We start from the raw sequence: 11,984 nt of genomic DNA on the forward strand, positions 1-11,984 counted from the left end.
CCAAATCAGACATGGAACCGGCGTTCACCGCAGTGCGTGCGATACACATTGTCTCCAGGGGACGCCCCGCCGCGGCAAGCGATTAACCAGCGGGGACACTGGAGCAGGACCGAGCGACCCAGTGAACGGAAAGGAGCCTGCCCGTGCAGCGGAAGGCGTACGTAACCGGCACCGCCGCCCTCCTCGCGGCCCTGCTGGCCGGCTGCACGAGCGGTTCCAGCGGTGGGGACGACATCACCGACAAGAACGCGGACACCGGCACCTCCACCGTCGCGGCCCAGCCCGGCAAGTACCGCACCCTCCCCGAGCCCTGCGGCGCGGTCAGTCACGACACCCTCGACTCCCTGCTCCCCGGCATCGCCCAGATCACCGACCAGGATCAGCGCGACAAGGCGTACGAGGGCGAGGCCACGCTCACCTACGACACGGACCGCAAGGTCGGCTGCCACTGGAAGGTCGAGTCCACCGACGCCACGGACCGGCTGTCCGTCGACTTCGAGCGCGTGGTGTCCTACGACAACGCGGTCAGCGACGACAACGAGGCGCAGACGATCTACACGCAGAGGGAGTCGGCGGCCGACATCCCCGAGTCCGCGCCCCCGAGCGCGACCGTGTCGGAGTCGCCCTCGGGGTCGGCGTCCGGGACGCCGTCACCGTCCGCCTCCTCGTCCACGTCGCCCTCGGGATCCACCGGCCCCTCCGGCTCGGCGTCGACGTCGTCGTCCACCTCGGCCTCGCCCTCGACCGCCCCGGCCGACCTGCAGCCCCGCACCCTCACCGATCTCGGCGACGAGGCGTATCTCGACGACCAGCTCAGCGGCTCGGGGTCGACGGCCGAACAGCGCACGGTGACTGTGGTGTTCCGCACGTCCAACGTCGTGGTGACCATCGAGTACGAGGAGCAGCCGATGGCCACCGGGACCGTCCCGGACAGCAAGGAAATGCAGGACAGGGCCCAGAATCTGGCCGCCCGACTGGCCGAGGACCTCAACAGCTGAGCGCCCGGGCACGCCCTCTCCACCCCGCCCGCAAAGCCCGCGAACCGAAACCGCACAGCTCCCTCACCGCGTACCGTGGCCCCTCGGACCCGATCCGACCGCAGGAACCCCGAGCGTATGAGTGAAGGAACCATGCAGCGAGCAGCAGTCCAGCGAGACGACCAGCGTGCCCGGAACGAACGGAACGCACAGCGACGGGCGGGGCGCCTGCGCCGCAGCCTCGTCTGTGCGGCCGCCGTCCCCGCGGTGGCGCTGTTCGCGACGGCCTGCTCCTCGGACTCCGACAGTGCCGCGAAGGAGACGGGCGGCGGCTCGAATCCGGCCACCACTCCCTCCGGCTCCGCGGCCGCGCCTTCGCCGACCGTTCAGGCGGCCAAGTACCGGAAGCTGCCGGAGCCGTGTGCGGTGCTGTCGAAGGAGACGCTCACCGCGCTCGTGCCGAAGGGCGCGAAGTCGGGCAAGAAGGGCGCTTCGGATGATGTGGCCACGCGGGGCAGTTGCTCCTGGAGCAGCCTGGACAACAACGGCGTGAAGGGCTCCCAGTTCCGCTGGCTCAACATCGCCTTCCTCCGCTTCGACTCGGACAGCAACCGCGGCTCCGGCGAGAAGCAGGCCGCGGCGTACTACGCGAGCCAGGTGCAGGAGGCCCGGTCCGTGACCGGCGCCAAGAACACCAAGTCGGAGCCGGTGGCCGGGACCGGTGACCAGGCGACCGTCGTGCGCTACGACCTGAAGAAGAAGGAAGGCGCCTTCCGGCAGCAGACGGTCGTGGCACGGGTCGCGAACGTGGTCGTCACCGTCGACTACAACGGCGCGGGTCTGGCCGGCGAGAAGACGCCGAACGGCGACACGCTCACGAAGGCGGCGGAGAAGGCCACCAAGGAGGCGGTGGCCTCGGTCGCGACGGCCAACGGCTCTGCTGGGGCTCCGAGTTCACCTGCGGCGACTCCCTCGAAGTCCGCCTCCAAGTCGCCCTCCGCGAGTGCGTCGCCCTCCAAGTCGTCAACCAAGAAGGGCTGACCGGCAACACGCGCGCCGCACTGATGTGCCACCCTGTTGCGCGCAACAACATGCAAGGGGAGGGGAGTACGGGTGTCCGCGCCAATACAGCTGACTCGGATGCACCGCGTTCTCATCGGTGTGGTCGTGACCGGCGCGATGATCATCGCCGGTATCGGCTTCGCCGGGTCGTACGCGGCCGTCCGTGAGCTGGCCATCAAGAAGGGCTTCGGGAACTTCTCCTACGTCTTCCCGGTAGGGATCGACGCGGGCATCTGCGTCCTGCTCGCCCTGGACCTGCTTCTGACCTGGATCCGCATCCCGTTCCCGCTGCTGCGGCAGACGGCCTGGCTGCTGACCGTCGCGACGATCGCCTTCAACGGCGCGGCGGCCTGGCCGGACCCGCTGGGTGTGGGTATGCACGCGGTGATCCCGATCCTGTTCGTGGTCGCCGTCGAGGCCGCCCGTCATGCGATCGGCCGGATCGCGGACATCACGGCGGACAAGCACATGGAGGGGGTCCGCCTCACCCGCTGGCTGCTCTCCCCGGTCCCCACGTTCCTCCTGTGGCGCCGGATGAAGCTGTGGGAGCTGCGCTCCTACGACCAGGTCATCAAGCTGGAGCAGGAACGTCTCGTCTACCAGGCGAGACTGCGCTCCCGTTTCGGCAGGGCGTGGCGCCGCAAGGCCCCGGTGGAGTCCCTGATGCCGCTGAGACTGGCCCGCTACGGCGTCCCCCTGGCGGAGACAGCCCCGGAGGGCCTGGCGGCGGCGGGCATAGAGGTGCCCTCGCGGCCTGCCATCCCGGCCGCGGAAGCAGCAGCCGTGACCGCGGGCAGTCGTGTCGCCGGAGCGGCGCCCGTCCCGCAGCAGGCGGCACCTCCCGGCGAGCAGCGCCCCGAGCTGGTTCGCGGCCCCGACGCCGAGCAGCCCGCGAACGCGCCCGAGCCGGAGCCGGAACCCGACCCCCAGCTGAATCCCTGGCTGCACGCGAGGGACCCTCAGCAGATCGAGTACCAGGGCGGCTACGACCCGACGTTCGAGCCCCGGTACACCGAGGAGCAGTTCGCGGCGGCGGCCTGGCAGGCGCAGCAGCAGTACCAGCAGGAGCAGTACCAGCAGGAACTGCTCCGGCAGCAACAGCAGTTCCCGCCCGCGCGGTTCGCGGAGGAGCAGTTCCCGCCGGAGCAGCAGCCTCTTCCCGAGGAGTCCCCGTCGGAGACGACCGGCAGCTTCCCCATTCCCTCCGGCCCCGGCCGCACCCGTGAGCTCGGCGAGGGCGGTGGCCCCCCGGAGCCGACCGAGGAGGACTTCTACCTGGTCTTCAAGAAGTCCATAGACGGGGGCTACCCCAGTTCGGGCCAGTTCAGGGGCGACGTGGAGGCGACGTACGGCATCACCCTCCCGCAGCGCGAGGCGGAACGCATGGTCAACCGCTTCACGAACCGTCACACGGCGGAGCTGCAGGACGACCACATCGCGTAGGAGGTACGACGGCATGAAGAAGGGGCCCTCCGGTCGGAGGGCCCCTTCTTCATGCCGGGCTACTCACCGAGGAGCCGCCGCACCCGCTCCTGCCCCACGGCGAGCAGCAGGGTGGGCAGCCGAGGCCCGGTGTCGCGCCCCACGAGCAGGTGGTACAGCAGCGCGAAGAACGTCCGCTGGGCCGTCTTGATCTCGGCCGGCAGCTCCTTGGGCGTGGCGTCGGCGGGGAACCCGGCCTGCACCTTGGGCACGCCGTACACGAGGTGCGTCAGCCCGTCCAGCGACCAGTGCTCGGCGAGCCCGTCGAGCAGCAGTCGTACCGACTGCTGGGACGCCTCGTCGAGGGACTTCAGCAGCTCGGCGTCCGGCTCGTCGCGGACGATGGTGCGCTGGTCGGCCGGCACCTGGGTGTTGATCCAGGCCTCGGCCCTGTCGTACCGGGGCCGTGCCTCGTCCACCGAGCCCAGCGGGTTCGAGGGGTCCAGTTCGCTGAGGATCCGCAGCGCCTGGTCCTCGTGCCCGGCGGTGATGTCGGCGACGGAGGCGAGCGTCCGGTACGGCAGCGGTCGCGGGGTCCGCGGCAGTTCACCGGCGGCCGTGCCCACCGCACGCGCGTGCGCGGCGACGTCGGCGGGCAGTGCGGCGCCCTCGCTCACCTTGGCGTCCAGCTTGTCCCACTCGTCGTAGAGCCGCTGGATCTCCTGGTCGAAGGCGATCTTGAAGGACTGGTTGGGCCGCCGGCGGGCGTAGAGCCAGCGCAGGAGCTGCGGCTCCATGATCTTCAGCGCGTCGGCGGGCGTGGGCACGCCACCGCGCGAGGACGACATCTTCGCCATCCCGCTGATGCCCACGAACGCGTACATGGGTCCGATGGGCTGCTCCCCGCCGAAGATCCCGACGATCTGCCCGCCCACCTGGAACGAAGACCCGGGCGACGAGTGGTCGACACCGCTCGGCTCGAAGATGACACCCTCGTAGGCCCAGCGCATCGGCCAGTCGACCTTCCAGACCAGCTTGCCCCGGTTGAACTCGCTCAGCCGGACGGTCTCGGTGAACCCGCACGCGGTGCAGACGTAGGTCAGCTCGGTGGTCTCGTCGTCGTAGGACGTGACGGTCGTCAGGTCCTTCCCGCAGCCGCCGCAGTACGGCTTGTACGGGAAGTATCCGGCGGAGCCGGCGGAACCGTCGTCCTCGCTCGCCGCGCCCGAGCCCTCCTCGGCGTCCAGCTCGGCCTCGTCGACGGCCTTCTGCTGCTGCTTCTTCGCGGGGGCCTTCTTGGTGCGGTACTGGGCGAGGATCGCGTCGATGTCACCGCGGTGCTTCATGGCGTGCAGGATCTGCTCCCGGTACACGCCGGAGGTGTACTGGGCGGTCTGGCTGATCCCGTCGAACTCCACGCCCAGCTCGGCCAGCGACTCGATCATCGCGGCCTTGAAGTGCTCGGCCCAGTTCGGGTACGCGGACCCCTTCGGGGCGGGTACGGAGGTGAGCGGCTTGCCGATGTGCTCGGCCCACGTCTCGTCGACGCCTGCGACGCCCGCGGGAACCTTGCGGTACCGGTCGTAGTCGTCCCAGGAGATCAGGTGCCGGACCTGGTGCCCGCGCCTCCGGGCCTCGTCCGCGACCAGGTGCGGGGTCATGACCTCGCGCAGGTTCCCCAGGTGGATGGGGCCGGACGGGGAGAGCCCGGACGCGACGACGACCGGTTTGCCCGGGGCCCGACGCTCCGACTCCTCGATGACCTCGTCCGCGAAACGGGAGACCCAGTCGGTGGTCTCGGTGCTCTGAGCCACGATCGGCACGTCCTTCTTTCTGACATGGGACAGCCGGTACGGTCGCACGGCTGACCGCTCCATTGTCCCAGCCGAGGCCGCATCCACGAAAACGGCTTTACACCCGCGCCCCCGCAGGGGCGCGGGGAACTGCGCGACCAGCCCCGACCCGCCCGCGCCCGGCCCTCCACCGCACCCCCCGAGCTCTCACCCGCGAAAACCCCTTTACCCCCCGTGAAATACTGGTCCCGTCTACCCGCACCCACGAGGAGAACGGCTCCCACCCCATGCCCTCGGTCACGTCGCTCACCGATCTCGTCCACCAGCGTCTCGCGAACGCCCTCTCGGCAACCCTGCCGGAGGCCGCCGTCGACCCGCTGCTGCGACGCAGCGACCGGGCCGACTACCAGGCGAACGGCATCCTCGCCCTCGCCAAGAAGGCCAAGGCCAACCCCCGGGAGCTGGCGACGCAGGTCGTCTCGCACATCGTCACCGGCGAGGACCTGATCAAGGACGTCGAGGTCTCCGGCCCCGGCTTCCTCAACATCACGCTCGCGGACAGGGCGATCACCGAGAACCTGGGCGCGCGGTACGCGGACGGCGGCCGTCTGGGCGTGCCGGCCAAGGAGACCCCGGGCGTCACGGTCATCGACTACGCCCAGCCGAACGTCGCCAAGGAGATGCACGTCGGCCACCTGCGTTCCGCGGTGATCGGCGACGCCCTGCGCGGCATGCTCGACTTCACCGGCGAGCGGACGATCGGCCGGCACCACATCGGTGACTGGGGCACCCAGTTCGGCATGCTCATCCAGTACCTGATCGAGAACCCGGACGAGCTGTCCGCGGAGACCGACACGGACGGCGAGCAGGCCATGTCGAACCTGAACCGGGTCTACAAGGCCTCCCGGGCGGTCTTCGACGCGGACGAGAACTTCAAGGAGCGGGCCCGGAAGCGGGTGGTCGCCCTCCAGTCCGGCGACAAGGAGACGCTGGACCTGTGGCAGCGGTTCGTGGACGAGTCGAAGGTCTACTTCTACTCGGTCTTCGAGAAGCTCGACATGGAGATCCGGGACGACGAGATCGTCGGCGAGTCGGCGTACAACGACGGCATGCCCGAGACCGCCCGCCTCCTGGAGGAGATGGGCGTCGCGGTCCGTTCCGAGGGCGCGCTCGTGGTCTTCTTCGACGACATCAGGGGCAAGGACGACCAGCCGGTCCCGCTGATCGTGCAGAAGGCCGACGGCGGCTTCGGGTACGCGGCCTCGGACCTGACGGCGATCCGCAACCGGGTCACCGACCTGCACGCCACCTCGCTGCTCTATGTCGTGGACGTGCGTCAGTCGCTGCACTTCAAGATGGTGTTCGAGACGGCACGACGGGCCGGCTGGCTCACCGACGGCGTGACCGCGCACAACATGGGCTACGGCACGGTGCTGGGCGCGGACGGAAAGCCGTTCAAGACGCGTGAGGGCGAGACGGTACGGCTGGAGGACCTGCTGGACGAGGCGGTGCAGCGGGCCGCCGAGGTCGTCCGGGAGAAGGCGCAGGACCTCACCGAGGCGGAGATCCAGGAGCGGGCCCAGCAGGTCGGTATCGGTGCCGTGAAGTACGCGGACCTGTCGACGTCGCCCAGCCGGGACTACAAGTTCGACCTGGACCAGATGGTCTCGCTGAACGGCGACACGAGCGTCTACCTCCAGTACGCGTACGCCCGTATCCAGTCGATCCTCCGCAAGGCGGGGGACGTCCGGCCCGCCGCGCACCCGGAGCTGGAACTGCACGCGGCGGAGCGGGGGCTGGGCCTGCACCTGGACGCCTTCGGCGACACGGTCTTCGAGGCCGCGGCGGAGTACGCCCCGCACAAGCTGGCCGCGTACCTGTACCAGTTGGCGTCGCTGTTCACGTCGTTCTACGACAAGTGCCCGGTGATCAAGCCGCAGCCGCCGAGGGACGTGGCGGAGAACCGCCTCCTCCTGTGCGACATGACGGCCCGCACCCTGCACCAGGGCATGGCCCTGCTGGGTATCCGGACGCCCGAGCGGCTCTGAACGACTCGGCAGCCGGTGTTGTTCACTGCCTGGACGGACCGCTTCATGTGATCGCCAACGTCGTTGTCAGTGGGCGCCCTTACAGTCTGTGGCATGGCGACTCTTCCCAACCCGCTGCCCAAGCTGGCGACCGACCCGAGCGGTCGTTCCCTGGGGCTCCAACTCCCGCCCGGGACACTGCTGGACGAGACCCTGGACGGCCCGTGGCACCAGCCGTTGCTGTGGTACGCCGGGCAGCCCGCCGGACCCGGGACCTGGACCGCGCTGGGCGCGCCGGCCGCCCGTGCGGGGCTGCTGCCGGTGCTCATCGACGTGTCCGAGGTCGACGACTGGGACTACGCGCCCGAGGAGACGTCGTACCCGGGGGACCACGACGCCGACGAGGTGCTGGAGGACTACTGGGAGGAGGACCCGCCGGACGGCGAGGAGTGGCCGGGGCTCGCCCTCGCCCCGGCGCTGGTCGCCGATCCGGACGTGCGGGCCGCCGATGTCGCCGACGCGCTGAGCCAGGGGCGGTCCTGGCTGAAGGAGCCGCATCTGGCTCTGGTGTCGGCCCGGCGCAGCGCGGACATACCGGCGGCGATCGGCTGGAGCGGGCCGGTGAACCACGAGGAGGACGTGGCCCGGCTGTGCGCGGTGCTGCGCTCCTGGGAGGACCGCTTCGGCATACGGGTGGTGGCCCTCGGCCTCGACCATCTCGCCGTCTCCGTGGCCGCCCCGCCCGCCGATCTCGACGAGGCGGAGGCGGTGGCCGCCGAGCACTACGCGTTCTGCCCGTACAGCGTGCTGCCCGGCGCCGACGACACCCTGTCGTCGTACGCCGAGCAGTTGGTCGGCGAGCGGCTGTGGCACTTCTGGTGGGACTGACCCGCCTCAGCCGCTGAGTCCCTCGGCCAGCCTGCGCAGCCCCTCCCCGATCTCCTCGGGTGTCTGGGTCACGAAGCACAGGCGCAGGGTGGAGCGGTCGGGGTCGGCGGCGTGGAAGGGCTCCCCGGGGACGTAGGCCACGTTGTGCTCCACCACCCGGCGGAGCAGGGCGGTGGTGTCGTACGACTCCGGGAGCCGGGCCCAGAGGAACATGCCGCCCTCGGGCCGGTTCCAGGTGGAGCCGGGCGGCAGGGCGTCGGCGAGGCCGGCCAGCATGGCGTCCCGGCGTGCGCCGTACACCGCACGCACCGTGGCGACATGGCCGTCCAGGACGTCCAGGTACCGGGCGGCGGCGAGTTGGTTGAGGGTCGGGGTGTGCAGGTCGGCCGCCTGCTTGGCCACCGCGCAGGCGCGGCGCAGTGCTTCCGGGGCGCGGAGCCAGCCGAGGCGCAGGCCGGGGGCCATCACCTTGGAGAAGGAGCCGAGCAGGACCACCCGGTCCGCGGCGCCGGGGAAGGACGCGATCGAGGGGACGCGGTCGCCGTCGTAGCGGAGTTCGCCGTAGGGGTCGTCCTCGACGATCCACAGACCGTGCCGGGCGGCGGCCGTGGCGAGGGCGGCGCGGCGGGCGGCGGGCATGGTGCGGCCGGTGGGGTTCTGGAAGGTCGGGACGAGGTAGAGGAGTTTGGGCCGTTCGGCGCGGACCAGTTCCTCCAGGGCGGCCGGGTCGACGCCGTCCGCGTCGCCCGGGACGGGCAGGATCCGGGCCCCGGCCAGCCCGAACACCTGAAGTGCCGCCAGATAGCAGGGGCTTTCCACGAGGACCGTGTCGCCGGGGTCTATCAGCGCGCTCGCCAGGAGGGAGAGGGCCTGCTGGGAGCCGGTGGTGATGAGCAGGTCGTCGGGCCCGGTGGGCAGGCCCTGTGCGGTGATGCGTGCCGCCAGTCCGGATCTCAGAGCCGGCTCGCCCTCCGTCGTCGAGTACTGCAACGCCCGCTCCGGCGACTCCTCCAGCACCGCCCGGAAGGCTGCCGCGATGCCCTCCCGGTCGAAGAGTTCGGGGGCCGGCAGCCCGCCCGCGAAGTTGATCACCTCGGGGCGTGCGGTCACCGCGAGGATCTCCCGCACCGGGGAACCACCGACGGTACGGGCACGGGCCGCGAGCGGCGGAAGGGCGGCTGGGGCACTGGTGACGGTCATGGACGGCTCCTCGGGCTGATCCTCGTCTTGGCCGGAGCCTAGAGAGGTACATGCCGTCTACACCCGTGATTCCGCGATACGGACGAGCGGCGCCGGAGCCGCCCGTCCGGGTACCAGGGCGTCCCGTCCCGGCGTCCCAGGAGATGGGATCCGTGCAGGTCGGAGGCGTGGACCGGACTCACCCGTCCCGAATCACCCGCGGGGTCTGGCGGTCCGGGCACCCCGCCCCACAGGCTGAGGGCACACCGAGATCGCCGACCACGCCGATCATGCCGACGACACCGAGGGAGCCCTCGCATGTCCGCCACGCGCCCCATCCCGGCCGCCGGCCGCCGCAGTCTCCTGGCGGCGGCAGCCCTGGCGCTGGTCGCCACGGCCGCCCTCGGCGGCTGCCGGGACGGCGAGGGCGTACGCGACGAGGGCCCCTCCGCCGCCTCCCTCTCCCGGCCCGCCGCCGACGCGGCCCGCCAGGCCGCGCCGCCCAGCGGGAACTCGTAGGCGGGCCACCCGTTGTTCCCGCTCACGCGGAACGGCCGCCCGTGGCGGCGCCTCGGCGACACCGCCGCCGGCGATGGGCGTGTACTACGACGGCTCGCTGCGGGTGACGTACTGGCGGCAGGACCGGGACGACGCCCTCGACTGGTGAGCCGATGGCGGCAGGTGCCTCAGGCCTTCGCGCCGAGCCCCGCGTAGACGTTGATGTCGACGTCGGTCACGCCGTTGATGTCGGCGTAGCGGACCCGCTCGATGTGGTCGAGGGACTCCAGGATCGCGGCGTCCGGCTGCTCGGGGACGGGCGCGGCGTTGTCGGGGCGCCAGCGGTGCACGGGGACCACGCCCGGCTCGGCCGGATCGAGGGAGTTCTCCGTGAAGAAGCGCTCGACCTCGGCCCGCGACCGCAGCACGAAACTGAAGCCGCGCGAGGTGTACTCCCGCTGGACCGCCCGGATGTTCTCGGGGTTGAGGTCCTCGGTGAGGTGGCTGAGCACCACCCGGCTGCCGGCGGGCAACGCCTCGACGAGCTCGCGGACGATCGGGTGGGCCTCCTCGTCCTCCACGAAGTGCAGGATCGCCACCAGGCACAGGGCGATCGGCGGTGGGCGAGGACGATCGGGTCGTTGTCGACGTACACGACCCGGGAGTCCGGGGTGATCCGCTGGGCGATCTGGTGGACGTTCTCCGCGGTGGGCAGGCCGGCGCCGATGTCGAGGAACTGGCGGATGCCGTCCTCGATGGCCAGCGTGTTCACGGCGCGGCGCAGGAAGTCGCGGTTGTGCCGTACGTCGAGGTAGCCGCGCGGGTTGGCGGAGAGCGCGGCGGAGGCCGCGGCGAGGTCGGCGGGGTAGTCCTTGCCGCCGAGGAAGACGTCGTAGACGCGGGCCGGGTGTGCCCTGGTGGTGTCGATCCTCCTTCTCAGCTCGCGGAGTCTTGGCTGAGGGCGTCGCCGGACATGGGCGTCTCCATCGATTCAACCAATTCACCACAGAACCAGAGGTCGACAACCTGACTCCGCAAGGCGACTTGAAAGTGCCCGCGGCGAAATCTCACAGCGGGCACCACCCCTGCCCCTGGGCCTCAGCCCAGCATCCTCGCGGCCTCCACGGCCCAGTACGTGAGGATGTTCTGCGCGCCGGCCCGCTTGATGCCGGTCAGCGTCTCCAGGATGGCCCGGTCGCGGTCGATCCAGCCCTTCTCGGCGGCGGCCTCGATCATCGCGTACTCGCCGGAGATCTGGTAGGCGGCGACCGGCACGTCCACGGAGTCGGCGACCCGGGCGAGGATGTCGAGGTAGGGCCCGGCCGGCTTGACCATCACCATGTCGGCCCCCTCCTCCAGGTCCAGGGCCAGCTCCCGCAGGGACTCCCGCACATTGGCGGGGTCCTGCTGGTAGGTCTTCCGGTCCCCCTTCAGCGAGGACCCGACGGCCTCCCGGAAGGGGCCGTAGAAAGCGGAGGCGTACTTGGCGGTGTAGGCGAGGACGGCGACGTCCTCCCGCCCGATCTGGTCGAGGGCGTCGCGGACGACGCCGATCTGACCGTCCATCATCCCGCTGGGCCCTACGACATGGGCGCCCGCGTCGGCCTGCACCTGGGCCATCTCGGCGTACCGCTCCAGGGTGGCGTCGTTGTCGACGCGCCCCTCGTCGTCGAGCACCCCGCAGTGCCCGTGGTCGGTCGTCTCGTCTAGGCAGAGGTCGGACATCACGAGCAACTCGTCGCCGACCTCGGCCCGCACGTCCCGCAGCGCGACCTGCAGAATCCCGTCCGGGTCGGTGCCGGGCGTCCCGAGGGCGTCCTTCTTGCCCTCCTCCGGCACACCGAACAGCATGATCCCGGAGATCCCCGCCTCGACGGCCTCCAGGGCCGCCTTCTTCAGGGTGTCCCGGGTGTGCTGCACGACGCCGGGCATGGTGGCGATCGGCACCGGTTCGCCGACGCCCTCGCGCACGAACGCCGGGAGGATGAAGTCCGCGGGGTGCAGCCGGGTCTCGGCGACCATGCGCCGCATGACGGGGGTCGTCCGCAGTCGACGCGGCCGCGTGCCGGGGAAGGAGCCGTACTTCGTCATGCTCCCTACGCTACGCCCGTCACCTGGGCGCACTTGCCGACGTGACG

9 protein-coding genes and 1 pseudogene are annotated in these 11,984 nt (G+C 70.9%); 6 read left to right on the forward strand and 4 right to left on the reverse strand.

What is annotated here, in order from left to right:
* Positions 1-143 precede the first annotated feature (143 nt).
* The 3 genes from ABTY98_RS34495 (at position 144) to ABTY98_RS34505 (ending at position 3,482) form a co-directional block, all read left to right on the forward strand.
* Positions 144-998, forward strand: a complete 855-nt coding sequence (locus ABTY98_RS34495) for a DUF3558 domain-containing protein (RefSeq protein WP_352225042.1) — start codon at positions 144-146, stop codon at positions 996-998.
* A 132-nt stretch (positions 999-1,130) separates the two neighbouring features.
* Entirely contained in the window at positions 1,131-2,018 is an 888-nt protein-coding gene (locus ABTY98_RS34500; protein ID WP_352225043.1) for a DUF3558 family protein, read from the forward strand.
* Between the two features lie 99 nt (positions 2,019-2,117).
* The gene (locus tag ABTY98_RS34505; RefSeq protein WP_352225044.1) at positions 2,118-3,482 is read left to right on the forward strand and encodes a DUF2637 domain-containing protein; all 1,365 of its coding nucleotides are present in this window, start codon (positions 2,118-2,120) and stop codon (positions 3,480-3,482) included.
* A gap of 59 nt (positions 3,483-3,541) precedes the next feature.
* Here the strand turns inward: ABTY98_RS34505 and lysS are convergent, their stop codons facing one another.
* Positions 3,542-5,284, reverse strand: a complete 1,743-nt coding sequence (lysS, locus tag ABTY98_RS34510) for a lysine--tRNA ligase (protein WP_352225068.1) — start codon at positions 5,282-5,284, stop codon at positions 3,542-3,544.
* 257 nt (positions 5,285-5,541) lie between these two features.
* Here lysS and argS point away from each other — a divergent pair, with 257 nt between their 5' ends.
* Together argS and ABTY98_RS34520 are read left to right on the forward strand one after the other, a co-directional pair.
* Positions 5,542-7,302: an arginine--tRNA ligase gene (gene argS / locus ABTY98_RS34515; RefSeq protein WP_352225045.1), complete on the forward strand. Its 1,761-nt coding sequence runs from the start codon at positions 5,542-5,544 to the stop codon at positions 7,300-7,302.
* Positions 7,303-7,395: 93 nt separating this feature from the next.
* Complete coding sequence (locus tag ABTY98_RS34520; RefSeq protein ID WP_352225046.1) at positions 7,396-8,169, forward strand: DUF4253 domain-containing protein; 774 nt, start codon at positions 7,396-7,398, stop codon at positions 8,167-8,169.
* Between the two features lie 6 nt (positions 8,170-8,175).
* Here ABTY98_RS34520 and ABTY98_RS34525 read toward each other — a convergent pair whose 3' ends face one another.
* Positions 8,176-9,369, reverse strand: a complete 1,194-nt coding sequence (locus ABTY98_RS34525; RefSeq protein ID WP_352225047.1) for an aminotransferase-like domain-containing protein — start codon at positions 9,367-9,369, stop codon at positions 8,176-8,178.
* Between the two features lie 297 nt (positions 9,370-9,666).
* Between ABTY98_RS34525 and ABTY98_RS34530 the strand changes: the two genes are divergently transcribed.
* On the forward strand, positions 9,667-9,867 hold the full coding sequence (locus ABTY98_RS34530; protein WP_352225048.1) for a hypothetical protein: 201 nt from the start codon (positions 9,667-9,669) through the stop codon (positions 9,865-9,867).
* A gap of 167 nt (positions 9,868-10,034) precedes the next feature.
* On the opposite strand, the pseudogene ABTY98_RS34535 reads toward ABTY98_RS34530, so the two are convergent.
* A pseudogene (locus tag ABTY98_RS34535) lies at positions 10,035-10,821 on the reverse strand (SAM-dependent methyltransferase).
* Positions 10,822-10,944: 123 nt separating this feature from the next.
* Entirely contained in the window at positions 10,945-11,937 is a 993-nt protein-coding gene (gene hemB, locus ABTY98_RS34540) for a porphobilinogen synthase (protein WP_352225049.1), read from the reverse strand.
* Positions 11,938-11,984: the final 47 nt, after the last annotated feature.

The organism is Streptomyces sp. NPDC096040 (assembly GCF_040303265.1).
In the GTDB taxonomy this organism is placed as follows: Bacteria; Actinomycetota; Actinomycetes; order Streptomycetales; family Streptomycetaceae; genus Streptomyces.

Excerpts from the sequence above, each read along its gene's own strand:
- ABTY98_RS34500 (WP_352225043.1), top strand. The coding sequence starts at position 1,131 with ATGCAGCGAGCAGCAGTCCAGCGAGACGACCAGCGTGCCCGGAACGAA.
- ABTY98_RS34505 (WP_352225044.1), top strand. The coding sequence starts at position 2,118 with ATGCACCGCGTTCTCATCGGTGTGGTCGTGACCGGCGCGATGATCATC.
- argS (WP_352225045.1), top strand. The coding sequence starts at position 5,542 with ATGCCCTCGGTCACGTCGCTCACCGATCTCGTCCACCAGCGTCTCGCG.
- ABTY98_RS34520 (WP_352225046.1), top strand. The coding sequence starts at position 7,396 with ATGGCGACTCTTCCCAACCCGCTGCCCAAGCTGGCGACCGACCCGAGC.
- ABTY98_RS34525 (WP_352225047.1), bottom strand. The coding sequence starts at position 9,369 with ATGACCGTCACCAGTGCCCCAGCCGCCCTTCCGCCGCTCGCGGCCCGT.
- ABTY98_RS34530 (WP_352225048.1), top strand. The coding sequence starts at position 9,667 with ATGTCCGCCACGCGCCCCATCCCGGCCGCCGGCCGCCGCAGTCTCCTG.
- hemB (WP_352225049.1), bottom strand. The coding sequence starts at position 11,937 with ATGACGAAGTACGGCTCCTTCCCCGGCACGCGGCCGCGTCGACTGCGG.